General features: G+C 59.3%; 28 protein-coding genes. 12 read left to right on the forward strand and 16 right to left on the reverse strand.

Annotation, left to right across the window (positions count from 1 at the left end; genetic code table 11):
• The first annotated feature begins 492 nt into the window (after nucleotides 1-492).
• From B2A78_RS21100 to B2A78_RS21120, 5 genes are read left to right on the forward strand one after another with little or no spacing between them, the layout of a single operon-like run.
• The gene (locus tag B2A78_RS21100; protein WP_077732032.1) at nucleotides 493-804 is read left to right on the forward strand and encodes a nucleotidyltransferase family protein; all 312 of its coding nucleotides are present in this window, start codon (nucleotides 493-495) and stop codon (nucleotides 802-804) included.
• Nucleotides 779-1,159, forward strand: coding sequence for a HepT-like ribonuclease domain-containing protein (locus tag B2A78_RS21105; RefSeq protein WP_077732033.1), 381 nt, complete (start codon nucleotides 779-781; stop codon nucleotides 1,157-1,159). The genes B2A78_RS21100 and B2A78_RS21105 overlap by 26 nt, the downstream gene beginning before the upstream one ends.
• The gene (locus B2A78_RS21110) at nucleotides 1,156-1,380 is read left to right on the forward strand and encodes a DUF4007 family protein (RefSeq protein ID WP_077732034.1); all 225 of its coding nucleotides are present in this window, start codon (nucleotides 1,156-1,158) and stop codon (nucleotides 1,378-1,380) included. The genes B2A78_RS21105 and B2A78_RS21110 overlap by 4 nt, the downstream gene beginning before the upstream one ends.
• Nucleotides 1,381-1,431: 51 nt before the next feature.
• Nucleotides 1,432-1,815, forward strand: coding sequence for an HIT family protein (locus B2A78_RS21115; RefSeq protein ID WP_077732035.1), 384 nt, complete (start codon nucleotides 1,432-1,434; stop codon nucleotides 1,813-1,815).
• Between the two features lies 1 nt (nucleotide 1,816).
• A complete protein-coding gene (locus B2A78_RS21120) occupies nucleotides 1,817-2,794 on the forward strand; it encodes an HNH endonuclease (protein ID WP_077732036.1) in 978 nt (325 codons plus the stop codon).
• 122 nt (nucleotides 2,795-2,916) lie between these two features.
• On the opposite strand, the gene B2A78_RS21125 is transcribed toward B2A78_RS21120, so the two are convergent.
• The 3 genes from B2A78_RS21125 to B2A78_RS21135 all read right to left on the reverse strand — a co-directional run bounded on the left by B2A78_RS21125 (nucleotide 2,917) and on the right by B2A78_RS21135 (nucleotide 6,186).
• Nucleotides 2,917-3,294: a type II toxin-antitoxin system VapC family toxin gene (locus B2A78_RS21125; protein WP_077732037.1), complete on the reverse strand. Its 378-nt coding sequence runs from the start codon at nucleotides 3,292-3,294 to the stop codon at nucleotides 2,917-2,919.
• On the reverse strand, nucleotides 3,291-3,536 hold the full coding sequence (locus tag B2A78_RS21130; RefSeq protein WP_077732038.1) for a type II toxin-antitoxin system Phd/YefM family antitoxin: 246 nt from the start codon (nucleotides 3,534-3,536) through the stop codon (nucleotides 3,291-3,293). The genes B2A78_RS21125 and B2A78_RS21130 overlap by 4 nt, the downstream gene beginning before the upstream one ends.
• A gap of 94 nt (nucleotides 3,537-3,630) precedes the next feature.
• Complete coding sequence (locus B2A78_RS21135) at nucleotides 3,631-6,186, reverse strand: DNA phosphorothioation-associated putative methyltransferase (protein WP_143735261.1); 2,556 nt, start codon at nucleotides 6,184-6,186, stop codon at nucleotides 3,631-3,633.
• A 127-nt stretch (nucleotides 6,187-6,313) separates the two neighbouring features.
• On the opposite strand from B2A78_RS21135, the gene B2A78_RS21140 reads away from it, so the two are divergent.
• Genes B2A78_RS21140 through B2A78_RS21155 form a run of 4 tightly spaced genes read left to right on the forward strand, consistent with a single transcriptional unit; the run spans nucleotide 6,314 to nucleotide 9,532 of the window.
• Complete coding sequence (locus B2A78_RS21140) at nucleotides 6,314-6,736, forward strand: DUF3306 domain-containing protein (RefSeq protein WP_143735262.1); 423 nt, start codon at nucleotides 6,314-6,316, stop codon at nucleotides 6,734-6,736.
• Nucleotides 6,737-6,750: 14 nt separating this feature from the next.
• Entirely contained in the window at nucleotides 6,751-8,400 is a 1,650-nt protein-coding gene (locus tag B2A78_RS21145; protein WP_077732040.1) for a 4Fe-4S binding protein, read from the forward strand.
• On the forward strand, nucleotides 8,397-9,008 hold the full coding sequence (locus B2A78_RS21150) for a molecular chaperone TorD family protein (protein WP_077732041.1): 612 nt from the start codon (nucleotides 8,397-8,399) through the stop codon (nucleotides 9,006-9,008). The genes B2A78_RS21145 and B2A78_RS21150 overlap by 4 nt, the downstream gene beginning before the upstream one ends.
• A complete protein-coding gene (locus B2A78_RS21155; RefSeq protein WP_077732042.1) occupies nucleotides 9,005-9,532 on the forward strand; it encodes a CAP domain-containing protein in 528 nt (175 codons plus the stop codon). Before B2A78_RS21150 ends, B2A78_RS21155 begins: the two co-directional genes overlap by 4 nt.
• 136 nt (nucleotides 9,533-9,668) lie before the next feature.
• Here B2A78_RS21155 and B2A78_RS21160 read toward each other — a convergent pair whose 3' ends face one another.
• The 6 genes from B2A78_RS21160 to B2A78_RS21185 form a co-directional block, all read right to left on the reverse strand.
• On the reverse strand, nucleotides 9,669-10,109 hold the full coding sequence (locus B2A78_RS21160; protein WP_077732043.1) for a molybdenum cofactor biosynthesis protein MoaE: 441 nt from the start codon (nucleotides 10,107-10,109) through the stop codon (nucleotides 9,669-9,671).
• 1 nt (nucleotide 10,110) lies between these two features.
• Nucleotides 10,111-10,344, reverse strand: coding sequence for a molybdopterin converting factor subunit 1 (gene moaD, locus B2A78_RS21165; protein WP_077732044.1), 234 nt, complete (start codon nucleotides 10,342-10,344; stop codon nucleotides 10,111-10,113).
• A 180-nt stretch (nucleotides 10,345-10,524) separates the two neighbouring features.
• On the reverse strand, nucleotides 10,525-11,145 hold the full coding sequence (locus B2A78_RS21170; protein ID WP_168175506.1) for an amino acid kinase: 621 nt from the start codon (nucleotides 11,143-11,145) through the stop codon (nucleotides 10,525-10,527).
• The gene (gene pabB / locus B2A78_RS21175; protein ID WP_077732045.1) at nucleotides 11,123-12,529 is read right to left on the reverse strand and encodes an aminodeoxychorismate synthase component I; all 1,407 of its coding nucleotides are present in this window, start codon (nucleotides 12,527-12,529) and stop codon (nucleotides 11,123-11,125) included. The genes B2A78_RS21170 and pabB overlap by 23 nt, the downstream gene beginning before the upstream one ends.
• A complete protein-coding gene (locus tag B2A78_RS21180) occupies nucleotides 12,526-13,584 on the reverse strand; it encodes a hydantoinase/oxoprolinase family protein (RefSeq protein WP_077732046.1) in 1,059 nt (352 codons plus the stop codon). Before B2A78_RS21180 ends, pabB begins: the two co-directional genes overlap by 4 nt.
• A gap of 1 nt (nucleotide 13,585) precedes the next feature.
• Nucleotides 13,586-14,584, reverse strand: coding sequence for an ATP-grasp domain-containing protein (locus B2A78_RS21185; RefSeq protein ID WP_077732047.1), 999 nt, complete (start codon nucleotides 14,582-14,584; stop codon nucleotides 13,586-13,588).
• A gap of 11 nt (nucleotides 14,585-14,595) precedes the next feature.
• On the opposite strand from B2A78_RS21185, the gene B2A78_RS21190 reads away from it, so the two are divergent.
• The gene (locus tag B2A78_RS21190) at nucleotides 14,596-15,315 is read left to right on the forward strand and encodes a HisA/HisF-related TIM barrel protein (RefSeq protein ID WP_077732048.1); all 720 of its coding nucleotides are present in this window, start codon (nucleotides 14,596-14,598) and stop codon (nucleotides 15,313-15,315) included.
• An 82-nt stretch (nucleotides 15,316-15,397) separates the two neighbouring features.
• Here the strand turns inward: B2A78_RS21190 and fae are convergent, their stop codons facing one another.
• The 6 genes from fae to B2A78_RS21220 form a co-directional block, all read right to left on the reverse strand.
• Nucleotides 15,398-15,910 (reverse strand): formaldehyde-activating enzyme, encoded by a 513-nt coding sequence (gene fae / locus B2A78_RS21195; RefSeq protein ID WP_077732049.1) that lies wholly within the window; start codon nucleotides 15,908-15,910, stop codon nucleotides 15,398-15,400.
• Between the two features lie 107 nt (nucleotides 15,911-16,017).
• Nucleotides 16,018-16,905 (reverse strand): triphosphoribosyl-dephospho-CoA synthase, encoded by an 888-nt coding sequence (locus B2A78_RS21200; RefSeq protein WP_077732085.1) that lies wholly within the window; start codon nucleotides 16,903-16,905, stop codon nucleotides 16,018-16,020.
• A gap of 11 nt (nucleotides 16,906-16,916) precedes the next feature.
• The gene (locus B2A78_RS21205; RefSeq protein ID WP_240502624.1) at nucleotides 16,917-17,831 is read right to left on the reverse strand and encodes a RimK family alpha-L-glutamate ligase; all 915 of its coding nucleotides are present in this window, start codon (nucleotides 17,829-17,831) and stop codon (nucleotides 16,917-16,919) included.
• A gap of 1 nt (nucleotide 17,832) precedes the next feature.
• On the reverse strand, nucleotides 17,833-18,828 hold the full coding sequence (gene mch, locus B2A78_RS21210; RefSeq protein ID WP_077732051.1) for a methenyltetrahydromethanopterin cyclohydrolase: 996 nt from the start codon (nucleotides 18,826-18,828) through the stop codon (nucleotides 17,833-17,835).
• Nucleotides 18,829-18,870: 42 nt separating this feature from the next.
• On the reverse strand, nucleotides 18,871-19,986 hold the full coding sequence (locus tag B2A78_RS21215; protein ID WP_143735264.1) for an ATP-grasp domain-containing protein: 1,116 nt from the start codon (nucleotides 19,984-19,986) through the stop codon (nucleotides 18,871-18,873).
• Nucleotides 19,987-20,031: 45 nt separating this feature from the next.
• On the reverse strand, nucleotides 20,032-21,045 hold the full coding sequence (locus B2A78_RS21220) for a beta-ribofuranosylaminobenzene 5'-phosphate synthase family protein (protein WP_077732053.1): 1,014 nt from the start codon (nucleotides 21,043-21,045) through the stop codon (nucleotides 20,032-20,034).
• Nucleotides 21,046-21,453: 408 nt separating this feature from the next.
• Between B2A78_RS21220 and B2A78_RS21225 the strand changes: the two genes are divergently transcribed.
• Nucleotides 21,454-21,918 (forward strand): hypothetical protein, encoded by a 465-nt coding sequence (locus tag B2A78_RS21225; protein WP_077732054.1) that lies wholly within the window; start codon nucleotides 21,454-21,456, stop codon nucleotides 21,916-21,918.
• Here the strand turns inward: B2A78_RS21225 and B2A78_RS21230 are convergent.
• Nucleotides 21,915-22,106, reverse strand: coding sequence for a hypothetical protein (locus tag B2A78_RS21230; RefSeq protein WP_143735265.1), 192 nt, complete (start codon nucleotides 22,104-22,106; stop codon nucleotides 21,915-21,917). The two genes, B2A78_RS21225 and B2A78_RS21230, sit on opposite strands and share 4 nt — an antisense overlap.
• Nucleotides 22,107-22,169: 63 nt before the next feature.
• On the opposite strand from B2A78_RS21230, the gene B2A78_RS21235 reads away from it, so the two are divergent.
• A complete protein-coding gene (locus B2A78_RS21235) occupies nucleotides 22,170-23,966 on the forward strand; it encodes an SBBP repeat-containing protein (protein WP_143735266.1) in 1,797 nt (598 codons plus the stop codon).
• Nucleotides 23,967-23,975: the final 9 nt, after the last annotated feature.

Consider the following 23,975-nt stretch of genomic DNA (forward strand, 5'->3'; position numbering starts at 1 on the left):
GAATGAAACTTCGCCGCGGTTTCGATGCGGGAATAGGGTTCGAATCGCTCATGAACAAGCCTCAAGGAAAGCTGTAAACGTGTGCCAATTAAACAATCTGCGGCACACCGGGTCAAATTCCGAGCGTGCTTGTCAAGTATTTTCGCCGCTGTTGCAGACCGAATCCCGATTGATCTCGGTTCGACGAGGACGATGTGCAGTTTCCGTCCGGCCCGCCGAAAGGCGAATACAAGTTTCTGCCCCGCCATTCCTCCATGGTAGAAGATGAAGGTTTGCCGCCGACGAGTAACGGAAGTTCTGATACGGCGTGCTTCCGCTCGTGTTGTCGTCCTGAAGTTGTGAATGTCCCACATCTGCGGTATACGCTTGTTTTATATCGAAACAGGGATCTCCTATGCCCAAGACCGCTAAAATTTTCATGAATGGAGCCGTGGACCGAGTGCCGCTGGAGGTTGTTGGAGTATTCGCGTTTACGCTGTACGGGATAGGCAAATGACCGTTCATATACAAATTCCCCAAAAGGCTCTGCAATCCCTCTGTCGGCGTTACCACGTGCAGCGGCTCGCCCTGTTCGGCTCGGTGCTGCGCGAGGACTTCGGGCCAGAAAGCGATGTAGACGTATTGGTGGAATTCGAGCCGGGACACACGCCGGGCTTGGGTTTCGTTCGGTTACAGCGCAATCTCTCCGATCTGTTGGGGCGCCCCGTGGACCTACACACCTACCGGAGTCTGAGCCGTTACTTCCGCGATGAAGTGGCAAGAGAAGCCGAGGTGCAGTATGAGCGTAGAACGCAAACGCCCTAAGCTCGACGACACGGCCCGCATACGTCATATGCTCGATGCAGCACGCCGGGCCTGCGAGTTGGCCCAAGGCAAGGAGGTGGGCCGTCTCGACCCCGACTGCGAGACCGCCCTGGCCTTAACGCGGCTTTTGGAGATCCTGGGCGAGGCGGCCAAACACGTGACCCAGGAAACCCAAGCCAAGCATCCGGTCGTGCCTTGGCGAGACATAGCCGACACTCGCAACCGTATCATCCGCGAGTATTTTGATGTCGACTACGACATCGTCGAAGCCCTGATCCGCGTCGACCTGCCGCCCCTGATCAAACAGCTCCAGGTCGTTTTGGGGACATTGCAGGCAGATCCGAAGCAACTATGACCGGTACCACAAAGATGATCCCGCTTAACCCGGATAGATATACCCTCGGACGCCATGAAACCATTCCCGTGCGCTTCGGTTCGCTGACTAAACGCTATCAAGCCTGGTGCGAGAACCCAAACGTGCTCGAAGACAAGGCCAAGGTTCGGCTCGGGGTCGGCAGGGATATGGCCTCGGTCGTCAAGTATTGGCTGATTGTTGCGCAGGCGGTTCAGTCCTAGCGGAAACTTTAAGTGGCAATAGTTGCCACCGAAGCGTTTGAGTAAAAATCCATGAGCGAAGACTGCCCTTTCTGCCAATTGTCGCCTGAACGCATAATCGTAGGTGACGATCTCTGTGTCGTAATCCGGGATGCTTATCCCGTTTCCCCCGGCCACACGCTAATAATGCCACGGCGTCATGTGGGCTCATTCTTCGAAACCTCTGCCGACGAGCGCGCGCGCCTGTTGCAGTTCCTCGACTTGGCTAAGAAAGACGTTTTAGGTCACTTCCAACCCGACGGTTTCAACATCGGCATCAACGACGGGCCTGCTGCCGGCCAAACCGTCCTCCACCTGCACGTCCACCTCATCCCCCGCTACCTAGGGGACCAAGCCGACCCGCGCGGTGGTGTGCGCTGGATACTGCCGGACAAGGCAGCGTATTGGAAAAAGTGATATGGAACTAGAAGACTACTACCGCCAGTTTGCCCAGTTAAAGCGTGCCCCGAACCGAATCTTTCCGGAAACTACGCGCCACAAAGCGCCGCACAAACCACTTTTGCTCTTGGCCATCATGGAGATGATCGCGCGAGGAGAGATTACTTCCCGCTTCATCAGCATTGCCGATGAAATTACCGAGCTGAATGACTTATTTTCCGCTTACTGGCGGGCGCTGATGCCTATTACCCAAACCAGCAGTATCGCTTTTCCATTCTCCCGCCTGCACAGTGAGCCATTTTGGGAATTGGTACCTTTGCCAGGAAGGCAAATCAGCCGCGAGGCTATCAATGGCGTCTCTAGCGTTTCGCAGTTACGTCAGTTGGCTTTGGGGGCTAACTTGGATGAAGACTTATTTCGCTACATGACGTACGCGGAGAGTCGCACCAAGCTGACTGACGCCCTCCTGCGTGCCTGTTTGTCGGATCAAGGCCAAACCATCCTGATGGCGGAGCTTGGTGTGCAACACCAAGCCTTTCGATACAGCTTGGAGCTGGAGGCCAAAGCGCACAAAATCAAAGAGCCATCCACGGAAGTGCCCTATGCCGACGCCGTACGGGATCAAGGATTCCGAAGAGTGATCGTGAACTGTTATGACCATCGCTGCGCGCTGTGTGGCGTGCGTATCGTGACGCCAGACGGCCATACTGCGGTGGAAGCCGCGCATATCAAACCGTGGAGTCAGTTCAAGGACGATGATGTACAAAACGGGATGGCGTTATGCCGCCTCTGCCATTGGGCTTTCGATGAAGGCCTAATGAGCGTAGACGGTGACTACAGAGTTTTAACGTCCCGGCAAATGACTGCTGCCCCGAACGCCGCCGGTTTCCTCATAACTTTGGCGGGTCGTCCTATCATTGGGCCAAAGGACCAAGCCCTATGGCCGGACCTTGGCCGCTTGTCCTGGCATCGGCACTATGTTGCGGTTGGGTTGTGACGTGGGGCTGAGCACCGAGGAATTGCAGAGCAAGAGCCGCTCTGATGATGGCGGTTTTCAAGGACGGAGAAATTCGTTTGTCTCCGTAGTATCGGAAATCGAAAACGACCGAGCCGGCCGACCTATATAAGAACGACCAGTTCAGAGTAGCCTGCCAAGGCCCGATCCGCGGTCATGAACCGCAAGGGTTCGGTAATCGCTTGGGCGATGAGTATCCTGTCAAACGGATCGCGATGGAGATTGGGAAGTTTCCGCACGGCATTGGCATGCTCCCAGGTGACGGGCAATGGGAGAAAGCCCGCCTCGATCAGACGATCCGGCAGACAACGCTGATCGATCTTGAGCTTTCCCAAAGCTGATTTGATGCTGATTTCCCATATCGAAGCCGCACTTGCATAAACCGCCTCTGCCCGATCGATCTCGGCACGCGCCGTATTGGATAAGGCAGCATCATCGGCCAATACCCACAGAAGCACATGAGTGTCGAGCAGCAATCTCACTGGCCGCTACCTTCAAAAGCAGCGGCGATCTCATCGGGCAAGGGGGCATCGAAGTCTTCGGCAATTTCGATCTCGCCTTTCATCACGCCGAAACGGATGGTTTTTCGAGTCTCGGTGCGATAAGGGACAAGCTTAGCGGCAGGCTTGCCGGCCTTCGCGATCACGATTTCCTCGCCGGCCATTGCCGCATCCACCAGCTTGGAGAAATGGGTTTTCGCTTCGTGAATGTTGACGTGGTGCATGCTGTGCTCCCGGCAGGTGGACTAACCTTAGTCTAGCTGGAGGCATAGTACCACGGAAAGGTACTCAGGACAGCGCTACGAATCTGACACTTCGTCACTCAAAAATTCTAGGCACCCTTTTTCCTCCAACCACTCTCATCTCGTACGCTTCCCCCGCCGGACTCTGCGAATAGCTGACGTGCACCGGCTTGTCCGGGCCATAGTAGTACAGCCGGTCGTAGGGAAGGTTCGCCATGATCCAGCGGGCGACTTCTTCCGTGTTTTCGTCCCGCACCAAAAAGTCCGCCGCCGCGCCGAGCCGAGGACAGATCGGTCTACCTTTCCGGTTCAGTTCGTGGGCGGCGTGCTGGTCCAATTCCGGGGCGATTCGGGCCGGAATCTCTTTGGCGAGTTCCGGCGAGCAGAAACCGTAAGTGAGTTCGATCATCCCGAAATAGCCGATCACCGGGTCGAGAATGTTGACGGCGAGATCGTACAGCGCGGAATAGCTGTCGGGTTCCTTGGGCAGGTTGGGTAAGCCGGTGCGGGCTTGAGTCTCGCCGCATTCGATCAGTTGGCGGTAGGTGAAATAACGTCCGCAAGGGGCGTTTAAATTGGGAATGCTGCCGCTGCGGACGAGGCGGAAGCCGTCGATGGTCCAGCGGGCGGCTTCGAGGCGACCGTGAAATTCCGCGGGGCTGGGGCCGTAGCCGCTGAAGTCGACTACTCCCAGGTTTTCCAGCGCTTCGTCGAAAGCCAGCTGCTCGGCGTAATTGGGGAACTCTTCGTTGATGAAGCGGGATTTCCGGTAAAGATAAGGCGGTTCGTACGGCTCGCCGTAATCGAAGATGTCGAGCTCCTGGGTGCGAAGGTTGATCTTTATCCGTTGCAGCATTCGCGGCAGCGGTTTGCCGGAAAAATCGTCGAAACTCATCAGGGTGAGCTTGCCGGAACGGATATGAATCTTGATGAGATCGGCGCTGCTCACGTCGCCGTAGAGAAGAACGCCGCAGCCGACATAGGCGCGCAGGATGGCGGGCAGTTGCACCACCAGCCGCGTGGGAAGTTGCAGCGATTCGCCCTCCTCCAGCCAGCCGATGCCTTGCTCGGCGGCTTCCCGGCAGGCTCGTTCGATGGTCTCCGGGCTGGCCGCGGCGAACAGGAGTTCCCGGCCCGATTCGAGGGCGGTCCGGTAGTCGCCGAAAAAGGCTTTGATGTCCTTTTGCAAGCGGGTTTCGAGATGGCGGTAGGGTTTCCGCTTTTCGAACTGCCACAAGGCAAAGTAGACGCGAAGGTCGTCGATGCGGGATCGCCGGGCCTGTTCCAGGATGGCATCGGCGTTTTCCTTGCGGGACTTGACGAAGCGCAAGGCCGCCGGCAGCGAGCCGAACTGGGCGGCGACGGCGCCCGAATGTGGAAACTCGCTGCGATCGGGGTCGCGGCCGAGCTTCAGGCAGCTTTCCCACAGCGAATCCAGGAGCTCGCGATGTTCTTCATACTTGGCTTCCGCCTTGCCGATTTTTGCCGGCTTTGCCGGGCGGGAGAGATGGGAGAGTCGCAGGATGTTCCGCCGATTCTCCAGCCGTCCGACCATGAAACGCTGCTCGGCGTCCTTGTCCTTGAAGACGTAAAAGATGCCGGGGCCGACCGGCAAAGGCTCTTCGTCCAATACTTCGGCGATGAAGGCGCGGAGTTCGCACTGGGTATAGTATTTCTGAAAGGTATTTCGCGAAGTCAGAATGCCGTCGCCGTAAGACGTGCCGCGCACGGCGTCCGGGTTGGCCAGCATGGCCGAAACCACCAGCAGTTCCTCCGCCAGCCGATAGGCGCCTTGCAGGGCTTCGACGCGCTCGCCCATGTCCTCGATGACGTTGATCACGAACCCCAGGTTGACGATATGGGCGTTCCGCCGGGTTTCCTCGGGCGCGTAATAGGGGTCCCAACCGGCGGCTTCGATGCCGTTTTCCCTGAGTCCGCGCACGTCATCCCCCCGTCCGCAGCCGTAGTCGAACACTGTTTTCGAACCGTCCAGAAAGCCGAACCGGGCGAGGGTTTGGATCGGCGCGGAGAATCCGTAGCGGGTGAGCGCAGTGAGGTGGCGGGCGATGCCGCCAATCCCCCCTAGCCCCCCTTTTCCAAAGGGGGGAATAGAGGTAAGGAGACCAGGGGAATCCGATTCGTCGTTGCCGATAGGTACCAGATCATGTCCGGCCACCCGATAACCGCGCTGCGCCAGCAGCATTTCCCAGGCTTGCTTGAACCCGATGCGACAAGGGTCGTCGAACAGGCCGATTTGCTCGGCAGCTGAGGTCAAAGCCTCGAACATTTCCCGTTGCGGATGGCTTGCGGGCAGAAGCAGTTCCTTGCGATGCAATATCGGCGGGTTGAGGGAGTTCTCGTAGGTGCGGAAGCGGACGGTGTGCTTTTCGAGGTCGACCGTCCAGTAGCGGCGGAGAACCGGAAAACCTTGCTCGAAAAATTCCGGATAATCGAGCAGCGAAACGCCGTTCTGCTCCCGGTTCAGCTTGACGACGTTGTAGTCCTCGCCCGGATGGATCTGAGCAACGTGGCCTGCGGCGTGAACCGCGTCGCGCGATTCCGGCTCCAATGTGTCCAGCAGGCTTACGTGGAAATAAACGTTCCGGGCGACGGATTTGCCGAACAGCGGCATTAAGCGAACTCCCAAGAAATAACGTGGCCCAATGCGGTTGGGCTGGAAAACGACCTATTCAGAACCAAGGCTACGGTGGTAATGTTCACGGTTCCAGCTTCTTGCGCTCGTCGCAAGGAACAAACACATGTCTCCATCGCCAGTCGCGAAAACCGAATTAATCCCAGTTGCCGAAATGCAGGAACATGATTCTTTCTTCAAGCGTTGGGCCAGAAACAAGCTGAGCGCTAAAGAGCATAACGAACCGGCCGAGCCACCGAAAGTCGTTCAAGATGGGCTGGCGGCGGGGTCGGAGAGCGAATTGTTCGACCTACAGGCCCTGCGCGAATTGTTTCGACGGCCGGAATTTGCCGTGCGCGACGGGCTGGACGACTACGACGGCGACTACACCGTTTTCGAGCCCCGCGGCGAACTCATGACCTCCGACATGCGATGGGCCTTGGAACGCGCTCGGGAGTCCTTGTCCGATACAGCCTGTTCGCCGGAATCGCCAGCCGCCCCGGTCATGGCGCATAGTGCTCCGGACAGCGACACCGAATCCCCGAGCTGATTTCACCCTCCCGAATGCTCCAATCACCCGATAGTTGCCGGCCTAGTCCCCGGCAAGCATCCAAACAAGCAGCATCCGCTTACGAGACCGAACCGACTACATGGGTATCGTACCGGTCGAACGGACGCCTGCTGATCATCGGAGACAGCGATGCCGTTGTCCCGGTAACGGAACGCCTTCCGGCCATGCTGCGCCGCTTTGTCCTGTTTACCGATGCCCCGTCTCGTACGCTGGCCGACTCATTGAAAAGCCGGGAGATTCCCTATCTCGGGCAATGCTCGGACATAAACATCGAAGGCCATTTCGGAGCTTTTCGGGTGAACGCGCGCTGCGGCGGGATACGCATCGATGCCCGAACTGTCCTGCTGCCGCCGGAAACCGCTTTCGATCTGATCCTGGATCTGCAAAACCCACCGGCTATCGATCTGCCCGTCCCGCCGATCGGCTATTTCGCACCGGGCAGAGACGCGGAAAAGCGGGAACAGGCCCTGAATGCGCTGGCCGAAATGGTCGGCGAGTTCGACAAGCCCAAGTTTTTCGAATATAGGCCCGAACTCTGCGCTCACGGCGCGAGCCGCATCGAGGGCTGCAGATCATGTCTTGATGCCTGCGGAACCGGGGCTATCGAATCCCGCGGCGATCGCGTCTCGGTCGATCCCTATCGCTGCCAGGGCTGCGGCGAGTGCGCCACGGTTTGTCCCTCGGGAGCGATGAATTACCTGTATCCGCGCCGGATAGACAGTTTGAAGTGCTTGCGGCTCATGCTGGACGCTTTTTTCGAGGCGGGCGGCGACCGACCCGAACTCTTGTTGCACGACAGCAGCGCGGGCGCGACCTGGACAGCCGAGTACGAATCCGAACTGCCGGAGAATGTTCTGCCCTATGAGTTGGAAGCTCTGGGAGCGAGCGGCATGGACTTTTGGCTGTCCGCCTTGGCTTACGGCTTCGAGCGCGTGACTTTATTGGCGGCCGGAAAACTGACCGAGCCGACCCGGCGAGTTCTGGCCGAGCAAATCGGTTACGCCGGCGAAATCCTGTCCGGCATGGGTTATCCGTCCGATTCGATACGCCTGATTTGCGCGGAGGATTGGCCAAGTGCTCTTGAACCGCTCCCTGCTTCGCCATGCCGGACACACGCCCGTTTCGCCGCGGACGATGACAAGCGCACCGTCATCCGCCTCGCGATCGAGCATCTATACCGGCAAGCGCCGTCGCAGCCGGAATCGACAGTCCTGTCCGCCGGAGCGCCGTTCGGCGAGATTCGGGTGGATAAGGAAAAATGCACGCTGTGCCTCGCCTGCGTCTCGGTCTGCCCGGAACGCGCCTTGGCCGACGGACACGACGTCCCGCAACTCAAGTTTATCGAAGCCAATTGCGTCCAATGTGGATTGTGCGAGAAAGCCTGCCCGGAACACGCCATCTCGCTGGCGCCGCGTTATCTCTTCGATCAGCAGGAGGCGCGGCGTGTGCGCCTGCTGCATGAGGAGGCGGTATTCCGCTGCGTCGAGTGCGGAAAGCCCTTCGCGACCGCCGCCATGATCAAGACCATCACCCAGCGCTTGCAGCACCACCCGATGTTTCAGGGGCCGAATCTCCGTCGGCTTCTGATGTGCGACGACTGCCGGGTCAAGCCCCATTTCGAACACCTGTCGCAAAAACCATGAACGACACCACGCTCTCGCCCCTTCCGGAAGAGGATCTGTGGCGGGCGGAAACCTACGGCCTGCTGGCCCGGCTTCTGGCTGCCGCACCGGATAGGGAACTGCTGGAACGGATCGCCGCCATTCCATGCGAGGAGAGTCCCAACGACCCGCCGCTGGCGCGAGCCTGGAAACGGCTGGCGGCTGCCGCTCGCGATGCCGGCGAAATCGAGCTCGCCGAGGAATATCAAGCGGCGTTCATAGGCCCGACCCGCGGCGAGTTGCTACCCTATGCTTCCTGGTATCTCACCGGCTTTCTCATGGAAAAGCCTCTGGCCGCCTTGCGCGACGAGCTTCGGAGCTTAGGTTTAGAACGGCAGGCATCGGCGAAAGAACCCGAGGATCATGTCGCCGCGCTGTGCGAAGCGATGAGCCTTCTGATTATCGAGGCAGACGGACGCGAGGCGGATTTTTTCGCTAAACACTTGGCGCCTTGGATCATGCGCTTCTTCAGCGATCTGAAAGAAGCCCGGTCCGCTCGTTTCTATCGAGCCGTAGGCGAACTGGGAACGGCTTTTCTGAACATCGAACAACAGTATTTGGAGATGGCGCAGCCCAAAAAACCGATATGACACGACTCGTCCTTAGCCTGATTTTGACCGCTGGTTTGGTACTGCCCGTCTTCGCCCGCGAAGCTCCAACAGCCCGATGCCCTTCCGCCGACACCATCAGGCGCGAAATCCTCGAGGAACTAAAAGCCGTTCGTGCCAAGCCGAGATACTGCGGCCGGAAGCGATTTCGACCCGCCAAGCAGCCGCTGCGGTGGAATCAAAAGCTGTTCGAAGCGGCGAAAAAACAGGCCGAGGAGATGAGCCGCAACGACCGACTCTCGCACAGAGGCCGGGATGGACGAAAGGCGGGGGACCGCATTACCCGAGCCGGCTATGACTGGGAGGTTTATGGCGAAAACATCGCCCAGGGGCAGCGCACGGTGGGGGAAGTCATGCGGAGTTGGCTCGACAGCACCGGGCATTGTTCCGCCATCATGGAGGCTGATTTCGACGAAGTCGGTGTCGCCTGTGCGAGCAGCGGCGGCGGAGGCTCGCCTTATTGGGCGATGGTCTTGGCCGCTCCGCTGTCGAATTCCGGCCGGTAGAGCGTTTTCCGATTCAGTGTAAGGGATCCGGATATGTAGGTCGGGAATCCTTTCCCGACATGACGCGGCTGGAAAAACATGACTGGGCGTCGACAAAGGATTGCCGACCTACGATCCGCGCATCCGGCGGAACTCGTCAATAGCCGCTGGTATTCTTTTCCACCCAGCGCTCGCCTTCCTTCAGGGTTTCCTTTTTCCAAAACGGCGCGCGGCTTTTCAGCTCTTCCATGATGTAGCGGCAGGCGTCGAAGGCCGCGCCGCGATGGGAGGACCACACCGCGACCAGCACGATGGGCTGATCGGGAAGTATCTCGCCTACACGGTGAATGACGAGCGCATCCAAAAAACACCAGCGGGTCTGGGCTTCTTCGACGATTTTCTCGAGCTGCCGCTCGGTCATGCCGGGATAATGGTCGAGAAACATGTGCCGGACTGTCTCATTTTCGTTGAAGTCGCGCATGGTGCCGACAAATGAGCAGGTCGCACCGTATTTTCCGGTGTGGCCCAGTGTTTCCGTTTGATAGCGCTGTAGTTCCGAGTAAGGGTCGATTCCGGTCGGGCGCAGCTCGATCAGCACTTCAGCCCCCGGTCACCGGCGGAAAAAAAGCCACTTCGTCGCCGTCCTTGACCGGCGCGTCCGGATCGGCATAGTCCATATTCACCGCACAGAGGATACGATCCGGCAGATATTGGCCTTCGCTCACCGCTTTCCACACGTCGCTTACCGTATCGATGTCTTCCGCGGCAAGACTGTCGTCCACTCGCCCCATTTTTTCCCGGAGGCTTCCGAAATAACGCACTCTAATCGACATGCGATTTAATCTCTGTCTTCACCAAAAACCATCCAAGAGCCGCCATCGTGTTACTGAGCGCAAAGAAAGTAGATCCCTAACGGAACACGCTGGTCTTCGTTCGCTCGGCACATTCCGGCTGTTCCGCGTGCACACTTTCCACGGGCATTCATTTTTACTTCGATCAAACCCGGAACTTTTTTATCCGGCGGAGCGATTAACGCGCGTAAAGACATGGGATGGCTCTCGCAGACCTGCCCGCACGCGCGGGTGATCTTGCCGGTGACCGAGCCAGACTGCGAACGCGGCCTTGGCGGAAAAGCGCTCGAAAGCGGCATCGACCAGGCCTTGTGCGACAAGTCCGCCGTACGAAGTATCGTCTGAAAAGATCGCCACCGATTTGACCAGGAGCAAATTCGCGGCATTCAAACGTCCGGCCAGCCAAGCCGCGAGGCTGTCCGAAGTGACCTCCCAAGATGCGGGAATGCCCGGATCGTTCATCAGGGACAAACCGGGCAGCCAAATCGTGGAGCGGCCGGATTCCACCAAAGTTCGAAGCGCAGGGACATCGCTCGCGATTCCGAGCTTCGGGCACAATCCGCTCAACATCAAACCGTATTGCCCCATGGCCAAGAGCGCCATGGCGTGAGCCGCCTCGTCGCCGAACGCCCAGCGTTGCTGCGCCGACCGGACCTGGTCGGCGAAAGGCCCGCCTCCCGGCACGATGACGAGGTTCGCATCGACCAAAGCATCCAGCCAGAACGGGAGAGTATCCGAGTCGGCCAGGCTGCCGCCCAGCTTAACGACCCATGTGATCGGCACCGGTCCTCTGGACTTGGAATTGCTCGAGCAGATGCAAGAGGGCGGTAGCTTTGTCGTAGCACTCCTGGTACTCCTGGTCCAGGACTGAATCGGCCACGATACCGCCGCCGGCCCAGAAGCGGATCGTACCGTCCGAGTGCACCAAGGTACGGATGGCGATGTTGCTGTCCATGTTGCCGTCGAAGCCGACATAGCCGATCGAGCCGCAATAGACGCCCCGCCGATGCGGTTCGAGCTCCTCGATAATTTCCATGGAACGAATCTTCGGCGCTCCCGTAATGGAACCACCGGGGAAACAGCCGCGCAAGAGATCCACGGCGCTATGTCCTTCGGACAATCGACCGCGGACTGTGCTCACCAAATGATGCACGGTAGCGTAGCTTTCGATCTCGAACAGACTAGGCACATGGACAGAGCCCGGCTCGCAGTTCTTGCCGATGTCGTTGCGCAGCAGATCCACGATCATCAGGTTTTCCGCGCGGTCCTTGACGCTGTCCCGAAGTTCCTGCGCCTTGGCGGCGTCCGCGTGCGGGTCCTGCGACCGAGGGCGGGTGCCCTTGATCGGCTTGGTTTCAACGATGCCGTTGGTCACTTTGAGAAAGCGCTCCGGCGAGGAACTCAGCACCTGAACCTGCGGGAAGTTGAGATAGGCGCTGAACGGCGCGGGATTGTAAGGCCGCAAGAGTTGGTAGGCCGCCCAGGGATGTCCTATGCAATAGGCCGAAAAGCGCTGCGCCAGATTGACCTGATAGCAGTCGCCCTCGCGAATGTAATGCTGAATGCGTCCGAAAGCCTTTGCATAATAGGCTCGGCTCATATTCGAGACGACGTCGCTGAGCAGATAGAAGTCGGCCTGCTGCCATCCGATGGTCTGGATTTGGCTGAAGGCCTGAACCAAGTGGGGCCAGCGTACCGCGAGGGCGGGATCGCGCCCTTGTGCGACCAGCCAGGTACGGCGCGCCCAGTGATCCACGACGACCGCCCAATCGTAGATGCCGACGACCATTTCCGGGATGTTCTCCGCATCCAGGGCCTTGTCGGGCAGTTTCTCCAGCCTCCTCGCCAGATCGTAGCCGAAGTATCCGATAGCGCCGCCGCAGAAAGGCAGGCCCGGAAGCTGCGGAGCCTTTTCGCCGAGATATTGCTTGACCAGGGTAAACGGGTCATCCGGCGACAGTGTGATAGAGCCCTGCGATCGAATCTCGGTGAGCGGCCCGCGCGTGACCAGCGTCGCGACGGGATCCGCCGCGATGATGTCGTAACGTCCCTGTCGGCTATGCGGAAACCCGCTATCCAGAAAAACCGCCCAGCGCCGCTCCGCCCAAGGCAGAAACAAAGCGGCGCTGTCCTCGAAATAAGGCAGCTCTTCGATTCTCGGCGTCATGTCCGCCCCACCTCCCGCAATGCCAGACAAGCTACGGCTGCGGCTGGGGCGCAATCCGAAGCGTGAAAATCGTTTTGCGACGTCAACATTGAAAACAGTTCGCTGAAGTCCTTATAAGGAAAACCCGATCGTGCCGCCAATTCTCGCACCAGAAATCGTCCCACGCCAGCACCGATCAAAGGCGCATCGTCGCCGATCAAGCCGCGCGAAAGCTGGCGATCCAGAGCCGAACGAAGCTTCGCGAGTTGCCGCTCGCGGAAGAACCGGGCCGCCTGCCGCCATTGCTTCAACGATGCCGACTCCGCATCCCGCCCGAACAAGCGAGCTAGACGCCGGGCGCTTCCCTGGACGGTTTTTTCGCCGCTATCGGCCGCCGGCATCTGATCGGCGTGCTCGGGCAATTCTCCGCACATCCGGTAGACGTCGGCAGTGGTCGCGAAATGTTCGGCCATGAGACCGATCCACTCGCCCTCGAAGGGCGCCCGATCAGCAAGTGCCATCGCCGGGGTACGGACTATCCCGGTATAAATCAGCTCATCGTAACGCATTCGTTCATAATCGGTATAGCCTCGGGTTTCGACCCGGTGGCCGCAAATCAACGCAATATCGGTGGTCGTGCTCCCGATATCCACGAACATGGCATCGCGCAGATTTTCCGCCACCCAGAGCGCGCTCGCCAGCCAGTTGGCCGAAGCGATTTTTGGAACACTTTCCGGGGTGATGGCATTGGCATCGAGAAACCCGTCGTGTCCGGCAAACACCTGCACCGAATTCTGCCGACAGCGCTGAATCATCGCTTCGACCAAGGCAATCACGCCTTGCTCCCGGTTTTCGAAAAAATCCACCAACTCGCCGGTCATGGTCATCGCATGGCGGCAGCCCGGTCTCGGCGAAATGGCTTCCAGGATTCGGCTCATGGCGCCATGCAGTCGATCCAAGCCCAGCCACAAGGGACAGGGCTCCTGAATGACCGCGACGATTTCGCCGGCGCCGTTCAACGCCGCCGCTTTGAGATGGGCTCCACCGATGTCCCAGCCGATCATTTCAATGCTCATTTCACGTCTCCAAACCAATCTCGACGGGCTTTGCCGATTCCGCGTCGAATTCGGGCAAGATTCCGCTCCGCCACAATTCCAGAACCAGCGCGGCCGGATTAATGCCTAAGGATTGCCGCAGCCCGGCGTAGGACGTGGTCAGTCGCGGATTGATCTCGAGCACCCTCGGCCCCTGTTCGCACTGCATCAAATCGACCCCGGCATAGCCCCATAACTCCGGCACGGCCTCCGCGATCCAATCAGCCAAGGCTCGATACGCGGCAAGACCCGACCGGATGGCGCCGACCTCGCAGCCGCGCAAGGCAAAACCGCCCCGCGACCTGACGATCCGTTGCCGGTTACAGCTCAGCAGCCGCGCTTTCCCGTGAGCAAACAGTGCGGACAGGCTAAGCGATTCGCCTTCGATCAAAGGCTGAACGACATACCGGGCAAGGTCGTCGGTTTCGGCCGCCCAAGTCTTCCAGACCCCCTCGGTTTCGATGATGCGGGCGCCTTCGCAACCAACGCCGTCGTCCGGTTTCACGACCCAAGGGAATGGCAGATGATTCGATTCGCTCAGAGCGTAGGTCGAAACGGCAGGCACGCCTTTATTTTCCAGGCGATTCACGGTTGCCAGCTTGCTCGCGGAAAGGCTGACGGCGTCGGACGGACTGGTCAACAGCGTCTTGCCGGCCACCTCGACCCGGCGGCAAAGATGTTCCAGAATTCCGCCTGTTTCAGGGGCAATCGGCCATACCGCGTCGCAACGCTCGATCTGATCCACAAGGTGGCACTCAAGCTCGTCTTTCCGATCGACAAAGACCCACGAGGCTCCGGAAAACTTCCGGCCCGAAAGGGGGAGCCGTGCATCCCTGAGCACGACCGTCCGGACATCCGGCAAGTCGGACAAATCCCTGAGGAGCGCCGTAAGCATCAACTCCCCTTCCTGCGCCAACGAGCGTGGAATCGCTTCGCCGAGCATCCCGCCGCCGGTAATATATTCGAAAACCAGTATCTTCATTCCTGCATCAAATGGACATCATCCCCGTCGTCGACATCATGGGCGGTGTCGCCGTGCACGCCAGGGAAGGCCGGCGCGAGCAATACCGTCCGCTGCAAAGCATGTTGTGTTCGACTCCCAAACCGGAGGCCGTCATACGCGGTTTGCTCAGCTTGTATCCGTTCAAAAGGGTCTATATCGCCGATCTCGATGCGCTCATGGGCAAAGACCCCCAAACTAATTTGGCGGTCGAGCTGGAGCACTGCTTTCCGAAGGTCGAATTCTGGATGGATCGAGGACTGCCACGCCTCAGCGAACTGGAGTCTTTTCCAGTTAAAAAGCACGCCCGATCGGTCGTCGGCAGCGAATCGCTTTCCGAGGAATCTTTGCCGCTTCTGGCCCGTTCATATCCGGACTTCATCTTGTCGCTGGACTTTCTCGGCGACCGCTTGTTAGGGGCTGAGCAACTGCTGTACAGCCCGGAACTTTGGCCGGAAACCGTGATCTTGATGAGTCTCTCCCATGTGGGCAGTACGGCGGGTCCCGACTTCGACCGTTTGGCGTCGTTCAGACGCAAACATCCCCACCGACGCTTCATCGTAGCCGGCGGCGTGCGGGACGAACAAGATCTGATACGGCTTAAATCCATGGAAACGGCCGGCGTGTTGCTAGCCAGCGCCCTGCATTCCGGCACTATTGACTCGCGGCTGATCGGGCGTGTGATCGAGGATTCGGAGGAGGCGGTGACTTGAGGAAAGTCCGAGAATTCGTGACTTACGGACGAAAAAAAAACGTTGCCCCGGTGCCGGGGCAACGTTTTTTCGACAAGCGCGATTATTTGTGCGCTGCGAAGGGGTGCTCGATCTGACCCTTCTGAGCCACAACTTCGGCTGCCTTCGGCTCGCCGGCAACGGCGCGCTTGATCGCCAGCTTGGTGGCTTCGTAGTTGTAGTCCTGGATTTTCGCGTCGTCTTCAGCCAGCCAGTGGATGAATACGCCTACGCAGACGAAAATGTCGTCGGCTTCGTCGGCAGGAATGGTGCCGTCTTCGACGCAATCGGCCACAGCCATGGCAACGCCGCGCTGTGCAGGCCCGAACATCTGGGTAGCCTGCTTGCCGTTCTTGATGGTGACTTTGTTGAACATAACGGTGTTCGGCTTGGCCATCAGGTTCGGCGCGACTACGGCCAACAAGCTGCTGAATCCGTCTTTGTTATTGGTGATGCAGTTGGCGAAAGCCGTCTCTGCGGCGCTGCCGCGCGGTCCCATGATCAGGTCGATGTGGGCGATTTCGTTGCCGCCGCCGCACAGAGCCTCACCCACCAACATCTTATTGATTTTCCCCATTGCTAACTCCTCTTTGGTAAAAGAAAAAACTTTCGAAGTAACGACACTGCCATATCCTCCTCCCCAAGCGAAGCATAAAAAATCCCTGTTGTTGTGCCGACGTGCCTCTACGCTTCCAGAAAACAGCCCGTCTTTCGCTTGCGCTGGCCCAGCAACGCTTCCAGGCGCACGGCCAGCAAACACGCTACTGTGAGATCGGCCGTCGTACCCGGATTGATTCCGCCGGACTTGAACTCCGCATCCACTTCTCGGAGGAGCGGCATGACTTGTTCCGGTCTATCGGAAACGGATAACGCCTTATCGATCTGCGCCATTCGGCTGGCAACTATCCCTGTATATCGAGCGCCGAACTTACGCTCGATGTGGCTGTCGGGAATATGCTTGAGTAAGCCTACGAACACCGCCACTGCCGACCATTCTTTATCGCCCCACTGGGACAATTTCCTATGATAACGTGGAATCGCGAAATCAAAAACATCTGCAAAAGAATTAGTGTATTGATAAGCGATGCGATCACGATGTTCCGCAAAACGCATGGCTTCGAGCAAAGTTACCTCCGGCGCGTCGCGAACATCCTGATCCGGAGACTCGCCGAGGCCGCCCGGCTGCGCCAGCCGTATGGCCTTGTAAGTCCAGTCCGCGTCGGCTTGCGTCGTCGCACCGAGAACCCGCCGGAGCGCATCCCTGAGCGTTTCGCCTTCGCGAATCTCCTGAACCGCCAGAAACAGGGGCGCGGCCAGCAGGATGATGCCGAGATTGGTATTGCAGGGGACGACCTCGCGAGTCGCCCGAGTCGCGTGATAGATCTTCTCGCCCAGGGAAAGATCGGAGTCGCACAAGAAAGGCCCGCTGGCCGCGGCGCTACGCCGGAAGTCCTCCACGGTCATATCGTGCGCCTCGGAATAAATGCTGACGTTCCCCGGCTTGAAGGCGCGAAGCTCCGTCTCGCAGGCATCGAGGTAAGCGGACAATAAAGCGTCCCGTTGAATAGGCATCGGAACCGACGTCACCGAACCCGGATTTCCCCGTGAGGCTCGGGGTGACAAAGCGACAGGAAGTCGTCGACCAACAAATCGGCGATCGATACTTTACTGACGCTCTGCAAGCCCTTCCACGCCGGAATGCTGTTGACCTCGAGCACGCTGTACCGACCGTGGTGATCGCGGATGATGTCCACCCCCGCGTAGCCCATGTCCAAAACCTTTACCGCATCCTCCGCCAATCGGCACAGCAGCAGATCGTCGAGACGCACCGGTTCGCAGCGAGCGCCCTGAGCGACGTTGTTCAGCCAGCTCACACCGCATCGCCGCATGGCGGCCACCGCCTTGCCCCTGATGACGAATACGCGGAAGTCGTGGGGCTGTTCACCGCAACTCACGAAACGTTGTAGGTAGAAAACGCCGCTGCTATCGCTCAGCCCCGCCAGGTCCTCCGGCTTTTCATATCGCTGCAAGCCCTGTCCCTGGGAGCCGAACAAAGGTTTGGACACGAGCTGATGGCCCGCGCGCAACTCCCGCTCGGCCAGATCGAGTGCCTCTTCGCGGCTGCCCAGCACCCAGGTGGGCGGCGTCGGTATGCCGGCGCACTGCAACATGAAACTGGTCATGGCCTTGTCCACGGTGCGCTCGACCGCCCGACCGTCGTTGTATACCGGAATCCCGAGCAGCTTCAATGCGTGCAGCACGTCGAGGTAGAAAACGACCTGATCCAGCGACCCGCCCGGCACGCCACGCACGAAAACGCCGTCGGGAAGGCCGTCCTCGAAGCTCGGCAGGAGCACCGGCAAACCGCCGGACTCGAGATTCAGCCGGCAGGCAGTCAAGGACACATAGGAATAGCCATACCCTTTCGCTGCCAATGCCTCGCGAAGTCGTGCGCCGTGCCAGCCCGGATCGTCGGTGATGATCGCGATGCGGCCCAAATTATTCTCCGAAGGACCGTTCCAGGAGCGCTTCGTCGAGCTTGCCGGCATGGAAGCTGCGGCCGGACTCGACTGCCGTGACAATGACGCTGGCTGGGCTGAACAGCATCGGATCGACCTTGAAAAAATCGTACTTGTAATCCTTGAACACCTCGGCAAACGGCCTGCCGTAATCGCGGGAAACCGAACTCGGCAGTTCGTTGGCCAGCATTTCGGCCGCTTCGTCGCTGCCCTTCACGAACAGATGCACGGTACCGCCGAACAGAATGGCGTCGTTGGTGCGCCCCATGGCTTTGACGAAATTGGGATGAGGCGGCGGAACCGGAGCGGTTCCGGTACCGTCGATGATGTTTCCCAGAGGAAAATGAAGCGAATGGGCCTTGTGCAGGGCGACCTCCAGTACGCGGCCGACGACCTGCATGCCGCCGGCGAGGCTGGAAGTGGGCGTCAGAATGACGTTGACCCCGCTCGTATCCACTTTGCAGGCCTTGGCGATTTTCTCGATCACATCGACCGGAGGAACCTTGTCGACCTCCATCACGATGGCCGTCTCCTTGCCGTGGTCGCGATAGCCCAGTTCCTTATAAAGCTCTTCGACGGGCTCTTCGTTGCCGTCCTTGACCTTGGTCGCCATCGCACGCGCCGGGCCCGAACCGAGCGCGTAAAAGGCGCTTTTGCCCTCTCCGTGGGACAGGCTCCAGCCGGCATACTGACTGCCCAGACAGGAAATTACCGGATTCGTGGAATGAACGTTCACGGTCAGAGGCCAGCGACTGAAGGTTGAAGAGTGAGTAAGCGTGACGCTCCCAAGTCCACCCATGCAGATTTCCGCGATCAAGCGCCCCGCCTCCAGACCGCCCACCGCTTCGATACCGGCGTCGATGATGGTGCAGCCGTTTCCCAGCTTGTCGATCTTGAGCCGCAGCTTGTCGGCATTGGCGATCATATACTTGACGATGGGAAGCGCGTGCGCGTTAACGCTGACAGTGTGTTGCATGGTTACCCTCTTGCCCGGTTCATTGAAGAAAAGGTGATTGTACTAGCCGTACAGTCGTTCGTGCAGCTCGGTTGTCCGCAGCTCGATCAAACGTTCGACGTCGGGACAGTCGGCCCCCTCCGCGCGAACGGTGCACACCGGTTGACCAACGTCGATCAGCGTGCGCGGCACCGGCGTATCCGTACACCAGTCCGGCCAACACATGGTTTCGGACACGTCGAGCTCCCGCGATGCGAAAAAAACCTTGAAGGCCCGGGCGACGCCGCCGGTGTCCGCAGCACCCGGAATTCCCCCTCGGCACGCCCGAATATGTTCGGCCAATAACCCGCGTGAAAAATCCTCATCGTACAAGGCCATGGTGGCGCTCGGCCTAGGGTTGATTTCCAGAACCCGGCACACCTCGCCATCGAGCATGAAATCCAGGCTGTTCAGCCCCTTGAGCGGAACCGCTCGGATCAGGCGAGCGACGTACGCCTGCACTTGCCGCCTCTGCTCCGGCCTCAGATCGGCTCGATTGATGGCGCCGGCAAACAAAAACGGCTGATCGACATGACAATCAGCCGTCCACAGCGTGTTGAAACCGATGATCCGCGCATTTTCGCCGTTCGCCAGAAACAGGGCGGACATGGCCTTGCCGGGAAGCCTGCGCTGGTAATAGCCGCTCGAATCCGGTTCCGCTCGGGCACAAAAACGCACACCCTTGCCGCCTTCGCTACGAGCGGACTTCAACAGCCAGTTCTCCGGATCGGGCGGCCACGTTCGGCTGGATTCCGGGTAAGGAATATCGAGCTGCCGGAGCAGATCGAAGAAGGCATCTGGCGTTTTCAATAAACGGAGAATTTCCGGCGAATTGCCGTAGAGCGTCCGCCCTTGCGCAAGTCCTTCCAAAATGCCGGGATCGGCATCCAAACCGCTACTGTAAACCAGAGCGTATCCGAGCTCCGCCGGAGCAAGCCGCTCGGCGGCTCGCAAGACGCTTTCCCGCTCGAAACCTATGTCGGCGCCGTTGACGGCTTCGCAGCGCTCGGAACAGGCGCGTGTTTCCCGATCGGCGAAAAGATCGATCGAGACCGGCCGAATTCCGGCACGCGCCGCCGATTGCGCCAGCATTCGCGCCGAGCAGCCGATCAGCAGCAGGCGTTCCGATAGGTCGCGCAAACTTTCCAATGATCGCTCAATGGCTTCGCCGCCGACGCGCCGCGGCTATAAACGCAACGTCTTTTCGCGCGACGCATTCGTTCGCTCCAACATAACATCCGCGCCTTTGTTGCGGGGGGTGGCCAGCAGAAACCGGAGACCCGCCGTACCGGCGAACTGCCGCCGCGCCGCGGTGACCAGCGTTTCCCCGCGCGTCGTGTTCTCAACCAGGCAAAAACCGGTCGGCCCCCAGGAGCTCTGACCGATGCCGACGGCGCCCTGAGCTTCGAGAAAAGCCAAGGCCTTGGCGACGCCGGCGCTGGTGAAGCGTCCGCCCTGAGCAGGTGCGAAATAATCGCCCACCGAACGTTGCAACTCCGCGATCACCTCGCCGAAACCTCGGATGTCGCGCTCGACTAATGCGGGCAAGCCTTTCATGAGCAGCAAATGACAGAGATGCGCGGCTTCCTTGGCGGGAAAAACCGGCAAGGCGCGGAAAGCCTCGATCTCGTCCTTGCCGTGCAAGCCCAGATCCCGCTCGTCCAACACCAGAATGAGACGCCAGTCCGCGGGAAATTCCAGGCGAGCGACGACCGGCGGGATGACCGTGTTTTCGCCGCGCCCGCCGTCGACCACCAGGCCGCCCTGCTCGAATACGGCGATACCGATGCCGGAGCGTGCGCCCCGCTCGACAATGGGAGCGAGATTGCGCACCGACAGGTCGAGACCGTAAAGCCGGGACAGAGCCATACCTACGGCCAGTTCGAGCTGCGTGCCGGAGCCGAGTCCGATGTGCCCCGGTATGGCATCCTCGATCCGAATCTCGACCGCGAAATCCTGCTCCAGCGCGGAGACGAACTTGTTGACGGCAGCGATGGCCCGATCCGCGCCGGGTCCGTGCGCGGTCAGCCGATCCGAAGGCATCATCGATAGTCTCGTCGCGATTTCGTTGACACCGACGCCGATACTGCCGAAACGCCGCCCCAAGGACCCGCCCAGATCGAGAAAGCCCATGTGCAAACGCGCCGGAGCGATAACTCGCGCACGAAGCTTGTGGTGGGATGAGGAATTGACTGACATTGGCTAGAACGACTTCCGGAGAGCCGCGGATATTTCCGCTCGAGAAGTAACTGCAAAGGGACATGCTATTGCATGGTCTCCGGTTTGTCGACCTTGGAGCTTATGGAACCAGATCGATCACGCATGAACAGTGCGGGATTAACGCCGACATACGACAGCAATGCCTTTGATAACGGAATGGCATGGATTCTCACATAGAGTTCATAGAGGCGGCTGATTCAGCTCGGACGGAAGGGCGCTGCCGCCGGACAAGATAGGCCGGAAATTGCAGCTATACTTCCGGCTACTGAAAAAAGCAACTCTTCAGGAATAAGAACAACTTGCGGTGAGGACTTCGCTTGTACCGCGCCGCAGCTAGCGCACCTTTCATGAAGGTTAGCCATCGACCATCACTTCGGGGGAAAAGGAATGAGCCTATTTTTGAAAGGTCTGGGACTTGTCTCGGGTTTATTGGCTTGCGCCGCCTGCATCGCGGCTGATCCGCGGCCGGATGGCAATGAGACGACGAGCGGCAGGGCCGTCGAATCCGCGGCATCGTCGCACCAGGGTCTCGATTCCGGCCTGATTCTGAGAAGCTACGGAAAGTTGCCCATGGCCTTCGAGAAGAACCATGGCCAAGCCGACGATGCGGTCGACTTCGTCGCGCGGGGAGCCGGCTACCGAGTGTTATTGATGCATTCGGAAGCGGTCGTCGATTTGGCAGGTAGCCCACTCGAACCTGCACTCGACACACTCCGCATGCGCTTTGTCGGAGCACGCCGGGATGCCGCGGTAGCAGGCATCGACCCACTCCCCGGCAAGACCAGCTATTTCAGGGGCTCCGACTCTTCCAGGCATCTCAGCGGCATCGAAAGTTTTGCCCAGGTCCGCTAGCCGCAATCTATCCTGGCATCGACCTCGTCTATTACGGCAACCAGCGGCATCTGGAATATGACCTGGTTGTCTCGCCGGGCGGCGATCCGGCACAGATCAGGATCGCTTTTGAAGGTCCCGAGCGTATCGAGATCGATGACGACGGAAATCTGGTGCTTCACACCGGAAGCAGGCAATTGATCTTTCAACGGCCGTTCGTCTACCAGCTTGCAGAAGGAGAGAAACGAGCGGTCGAAGGACAGTACGTCCGTATGGCAGAAAACCAAGTTGGCTTTAGTGTCGCCGCCTACGATACGCGAACACCTCTGGTCATTGACCCGGTGCTGAGCTATTCGACCTACATCGGAGGAACCTCGGACGACGCCGGCACTGCCATTGCCGTTGATGCGGCAGGGTACGCCTACGTTGCGGGGTATACGTATTCTTCCAACTTTCCGCTCAAGAATCCTTACGACCGGTCGTTGGGCAACAGCGATAGGGATGTCTTCGTTACCAAGATCGACCCGACGGGATCGGCCCTGGTGTATTCCACCTATCTGGGGGGACGAAACACCTTGGATTGGGCGACGGGTATCGCCGTCGACGAAGCCGGAAACGCTTACGTCACCGGCCGGACCACCGGCAGCGATTATCCCGTGACAAGCGGCGCCTACCAATCGGGCGTGACGGGCGGAGGCGCATTCGTCACCAAATTGAACGCAAGCGGCACCGGGCTCGTATATTCGACTTATGTCCTTGGCGCAACCGGCACCCGCATCGCCGTCGACGCCTCTGGCGCCGCTTACCTCACCGGCAGCGCCACTCCGGATTTCACTACGACTCCGGACGCCTTTCAGCCGACCAGCGACAACACGGGCGGCACCGACGCCTTTGTCGCCAAGCTCAATCCGAACGGCACCGGGATGGTTTACGCGACCTTTCTCGGCGGCAACGGCACCGATGCGGGCAAAGGCATCGCCGTCGATGTTAGCGGCGATGCTTATGTCGCGGGCTCGACGACGTCGGATAACTTTCCTACCACGAATGCTTTGCAGGCAACGCGTCAGGGCAGACAGGACGGTTTCGTAACCAAGCTGAATGCCTCGGGCACGGCGCTCGCTTTCTCCACCTACCTCGGCGGTTCCATGGACGACTCGGCGAACGCCATCGCGGTCGATACCCAAGGTAGCGCCTACGTGGCGGGAGAAACCTACTCCAGCAACTTCCCCGTCAAGAACGCCTTTCAGCCCACCAAGTCCGGGTACCTTCTCACCAACTCGAGCCTGGGTAATGCTTTCGTCGCAAAGCTCTTGCCGGGGGGAGACGGATTCGCCTATGCGTCGTTTCTCGGGGGCGAAATCTGTACCCGCTATTGCTATTCGGTATTCAACGCCTTCCAGATACGCGGAGACGTCGCCTATGGCATAGCCATTGATGATGTGGGGCATGCGTATGTGACGGGACTTGCCAGCACGTACACATTTCCGCTGATCGATTCGCTTCAGCCCGGCAAACAACAGGACAGTGAAGATTCTCTTTTCGTATCGAAAATCGGCTTGGCCGGGAATGTCCTTCTTTACTCCGCGTTCGTCAGAACCGGCCCCACACCGGGAGGCGATGTGGATGACGGCCTGCCCTCCGGAGCCGGTAACGCGATTGCCGTCGACAGCACTGGCAACGCCTACGTAGCGACGGAAGACGCTGGCGGTTTTGAGACGACTACCGGCGCTTTTCAAACGGCGAACAAAGGTGGTGAGGATGCGGTCGTGTTCAAGCTCAGTGCGTCCTCGGTTGGGATGACTCTCAGCTCATCGGCGAACCCGGCAAGTTCGCGAACATCGACGACACTGACCGCGACTGTTTCCGACCCGAACCTGGCCGGCAATGTCTTTTTCATGGACGGCTCGTCGCAATTGGGTAGCGCCCCTCTGAACGGCGGCTCCGCGACTCTCACGACGACGCTGTCGGCCGGGATCCACCGGCTCACCGCCGTGTTCCGCAGCAACCCGATCACCGCAGACTCGGCCTTGCTTCACCTGGTCGTCAATACGGGCCTCGTCTGCAACTGAAGCGATTGA

Origin of the sequence: Methylocaldum sp. 14B (assembly GCF_002005105.1) — a bacterium.
Taxonomy (GTDB): domain Bacteria; phylum Pseudomonadota; class Gammaproteobacteria; order Methylococcales; family Methylococcaceae; genus Methylocaldum.

Coding starts and splice junctions, on each gene's coding strand:
- B2A78_RS21100 (WP_077732032.1), top strand. CDS start 493: ATGACCGTTCATATACAAATTCCCCAAAAGGCTCTGCAATCCCTCTGT.
- B2A78_RS21105 (WP_077732033.1), top strand. CDS start 779: ATGAGCGTAGAACGCAAACGCCCTAAGCTCGACGACACGGCCCGCATA.
- B2A78_RS21110 (WP_077732034.1), top strand. CDS start 1,156: ATGACCGGTACCACAAAGATGATCCCGCTTAACCCGGATAGATATACC.
- B2A78_RS21115 (WP_077732035.1), top strand. CDS start 1,432: ATGAGCGAAGACTGCCCTTTCTGCCAATTGTCGCCTGAACGCATAATC.
- B2A78_RS21120 (WP_077732036.1), top strand. CDS start 1,817: ATGGAACTAGAAGACTACTACCGCCAGTTTGCCCAGTTAAAGCGTGCC.
- B2A78_RS21130 (WP_077732038.1), bottom strand. CDS start 3,536: ATGCACCACGTCAACATTCACGAAGCGAAAACCCATTTCTCCAAGCTG.
- B2A78_RS21135 (WP_143735261.1), bottom strand. CDS start 6,186: ATGCCGCTGTTCGGCAAATCCGTCGCCCGGAACGTTTATTTCCACGTA.
- B2A78_RS21140 (WP_143735262.1), top strand. CDS start 6,314: ATGTCTCCATCGCCAGTCGCGAAAACCGAATTAATCCCAGTTGCCGAA.
- B2A78_RS21145 (WP_077732040.1), top strand. CDS start 6,751: ATGCTCCAATCACCCGATAGTTGCCGGCCTAGTCCCCGGCAAGCATCC.
- B2A78_RS21150 (WP_077732041.1), top strand. CDS start 8,397: ATGAACGACACCACGCTCTCGCCCCTTCCGGAAGAGGATCTGTGGCGG.
- B2A78_RS21155 (WP_077732042.1), top strand. CDS start 9,005: ATGACACGACTCGTCCTTAGCCTGATTTTGACCGCTGGTTTGGTACTG.
- moaD (WP_077732044.1), bottom strand. CDS start 10,344: ATGTCGATTAGAGTGCGTTATTTCGGAAGCCTCCGGGAAAAAATGGGG.
- pabB (WP_077732045.1), bottom strand. CDS start 12,529: ATGACGCCGAGAATCGAAGAGCTGCCTTATTTCGAGGACAGCGCCGCT.
- B2A78_RS21180 (WP_077732046.1), bottom strand. CDS start 13,584: ATGAGCATTGAAATGATCGGCTGGGACATCGGTGGAGCCCATCTCAAA.
- B2A78_RS21185 (WP_077732047.1), bottom strand. CDS start 14,584: ATGAAGATACTGGTTTTCGAATATATTACCGGCGGCGGGATGCTCGGC.
- B2A78_RS21190 (WP_077732048.1), top strand. CDS start 14,596: ATGGACATCATCCCCGTCGTCGACATCATGGGCGGTGTCGCCGTGCAC.
- fae (WP_077732049.1), bottom strand. CDS start 15,910: ATGGGGAAAATCAATAAGATGTTGGTGGGTGAGGCTCTGTGCGGCGGC.
- B2A78_RS21200 (WP_077732085.1), bottom strand. CDS start 16,905: ATGCCTATTCAACGGGACGCTTTATTGTCCGCTTACCTCGATGCCTGC.
- mch (WP_077732051.1), bottom strand. CDS start 18,828: ATGCAACACACTGTCAGCGTTAACGCGCACGCGCTTCCCATCGTCAAG.
- B2A78_RS21220 (WP_077732053.1), bottom strand. CDS start 21,045: ATGTCAGTCAATTCCTCATCCCACCACAAGCTTCGTGCGCGAGTTATC.
- B2A78_RS21225 (WP_077732054.1), top strand. CDS start 21,454: ATGAGCCTATTTTTGAAAGGTCTGGGACTTGTCTCGGGTTTATTGGCT.
- B2A78_RS21235 (WP_143735266.1), top strand. CDS start 22,170: ATGGCAGAAAACCAAGTTGGCTTTAGTGTCGCCGCCTACGATACGCGA.